The organism is Persicitalea sp., assembly GCF_041751555.1.
GTDB lineage: Bacteria > Bacteroidota > Bacteroidia > Cytophagales > Spirosomataceae > Persicitalea.
Map to the genome: position 1 here is coordinate 1 of NZ_JBGSXF010000216.1, position 3,026 is coordinate 3,026.

The following is a 3,026-nucleotide window of genomic DNA, read 5'->3' on the forward strand; positions in this document are numbered from 1 at the left end:
GCTCCTGTCTTTTCCCTGAACCAACAAAGTATACGTTCCCGGTCCGCCCGATGCCTGATAGGTGGCTCGCAGGCTATTGTCGTCGTCCAGCAGATAATTAATTTGCCCGGCCTCTATTTTTTTGAACTCGCAACTGTCGCAGGCTTTCAGATAAAATTCGATCAGACCGGAATCGAGGGCCAGCGGGTTTTCGTCTTTCAATAATACTTCCACCGTGGGGTTTGCGCCGACTCTGGCGTCGTTGGCGGGTATCGTCCCGTTCACAGTCACCTGCATGACCGGGTTCAACCGATCAGGCCGGACGGAGGCCGGATAGACCACCGAGGCCGCTGCCCGATCCCAATCCAGTGCGAGCAATGCCAGGTTATTATCCCTCCGAAGCTCGTCCACTTCCTTTTTGTCATCCACTAGCACCTCTACCTCCGAAAGTGGGCCGCTGTTCAGGAATGTCAGATAGATGGTATCCCGAAGCGCAGGAGCACGAACGATATGCTGCGACACTACCGCAGAACCACTAAGAGGTGTTCTTTTGAGGCGAACACTTATCGTGCGGTTCGACTCCGACTTTCCCACATTGGCCAGCACTAGGCCCACCTGAATGGAATCTGCCTTCCCTAACGCCAGTGAGGGGTTTTTGCTTTGGACAAAAAGGCCCTTGGTATTTATCGAATAGTCGGGCTTGCTGATTCTGAACACCACAAAAGCCGGATCACCAAGAAGAATGAGTTGGTGGATGTTGGCGATATCGTAGGGGTCAGGCGAGCCAACCGCAATATCGTGACTCACTTTTTGTAAGACCTCGCCGATGGGCCGTCCGAGGGTGGCATCCTCCACAAACAACGCCTGATACAGTTTTGTCAGGTACTTGGCCGACGTAGGCGCATAGCTCCAGTAAGAATTGGAAAGTCCCCCGATTGCTCCCTTGTCGGTTGCCATAAGCCAATCCGTGGCCAGCGTTTCGTAACGGAAAAATACGTTACCTACTCCGCAGCCGTTGAAATACATGAAGGGGTATTTTCCTTTATTGTTCACTTGGGAGGCAGGAGAGGAGGCAAAGCCGATATTGAGATCAGGTACGGTGGGCGAAGCGTGTCCTATGAAAGTCACCAGGCCAAGGCCCGCATTCATTTGCTGGGAAATGTTCACATCTTCTACCGGTTCGGTAGTTCGCTTGACGAGCGTCTCCACCGAGCCTTTCAGGTACGCATCCTCGACCAGGGGTTCCATAGTGCCCAGGATCGTTCTGAGCCGGGAAATTTCTTCCACCGATTTGCCCCCGCTCATATGCAGTACTTTCTTAGTCGATAAATCAGCTTCTGCCCCTTCCACCTCTTTGATCTTGTCGAGGTAGGCTAGCACCTGTTGGTTGGTGGAAGCGCTCAGACGGCCCGTGCGGTAAGTTTCGCTGTCGGGCTGCCCTCCTCCCAGTCCCGCCGACAGCAGCACATCCGAACCCGGATACCCAAAGGTGGGTACGTAGTCGCGGTCAGCCCAGGTTTTCAGCACATCGGGAAAGCTTATGCCATTGCCGATCAGCAACAGGTACTTATCCTTTTTGCCAGCTTTTAGCTGGTAGTACAGAAAATTGCGGATACCCAGCGGCCCTCTTTCCCCGTAGTTAAACTGATCGTCAAGTTGCTTTGCATCGGCTACCAGCACGCCAAAACTGCCCCCGGCCGCCGACCGTCGGTACTCTGCGTAGGCTTGGGCAGAACTTTCCAGCAAACTATGGGTCACAATCACATAATCGAACCCGGTCGCATAGGGCTTGAAGGTTACTTCCTGGACTGACGCCGTTCTTAGGGGACGTTTTGAAGTATACAGCGTACGGCCCGTGGCCGTCCCGGGTACATTCATTTTCAATTGACCATTCTCATACGTACTTTCCAAATATCGGGGATTTTCCAAATCGGTAACATCGTACGCTCGGGAGGTAGCTCCCTCAGTATCGGTCAACGACTCTATTGCCACGGTCGATGCGTTGGATGGATTGGGAATCAGGTAGAAGTATTTCCCTGCCTGCCCTGCCAGCACAAAACGCTGCGGATAGGTTACTTCGTAGCGAGTCAATGAATAGAGTTCCAGCGAACTTTTGGATTCCGATTGCATAGCCAGCACGAACTGGTCATTAGCATTCAATTCGTTTTCGGCCACGATCCCCCGAACGCTGCGGTGGTCGAATCCAATGAATTGAAGGGTATCGAATTGGCGGGTTCCAACAAAAAATTTGAGCTGGTGATAGGTACTATATCGCCCGTTGACCAACGCTTTGATCCGAATGGGATAATCAGGATCACTCACCCGGTTGGTAAGCGGTACGACATGACTGGCCAGCGAATCCCCCCGAACTACTTTTCCCGTCCAGTTCTCTCCCCTCTCGTAGTAACTATGCTGTAAGTTCGGTACAAATCCGTTGTTGTTATTGAATGACCATTCTTCCTGATACTCTTTTACTTGCCGTTCCAGGTGAAATTTCTCCGGCTTGGCGGCGGTATTGATGAAAGAAATTTCCTGAACGCGTTTCCCTTTTCGTGTCGCACTGACGGTCAGAAAATAGTAAGCATCGTCGCTGTACAGACTAAAAGTGGTTGGGGGGCGAGCCGAATAGGGTCGATAGACCAGACTATCCTGCTCGCCGGTATTGCCAGGAGAAAAAAACTCTACGTATCCCGCAGAACCTAGCTTGCCGTCATTGCCGCCTACTACCCGAACGGCTACTTCCCGGCCCCGATGCCACAGCTGGATGTAATCTTTCTGCGCCAGTGAAGTTCGAAAACCGGCTGCGTCGAGTTCCGTCGCCGAGATTTGGTAGATGCCAGCTTTGGGAATTGTAATTTTGAAATAAGGCTGATCGTAATCTATCCAGGAGTTAGTATAAGGCGTTTGGCCCACAGCCGTGGATAATCCAATCAGTAGAAATATGAGTATCTTTTTTTTCATATCAGTACAGGCACTGATGTTCCTCGCCAGTTGGAGTCCGTTCGAGCGGATTGAACAATAGAAGCTCGCGCGCTAATAGGAGTGTA

Annotated in this window: 1 protein-coding gene; it reads right to left on the minus strand. The window is 51.8% G+C overall.

What is annotated here, in order from left to right; translation table 11 throughout:
* The coding region (locus ACEW8P_RS07845; protein ID WP_373512539.1) for a C25 family cysteine peptidase at positions 1-2,940 on the minus strand (2,940 nt) is incomplete at its 3' end.
* Between the last annotated feature and the right edge of the window lie 86 nt (positions 2,941-3,026).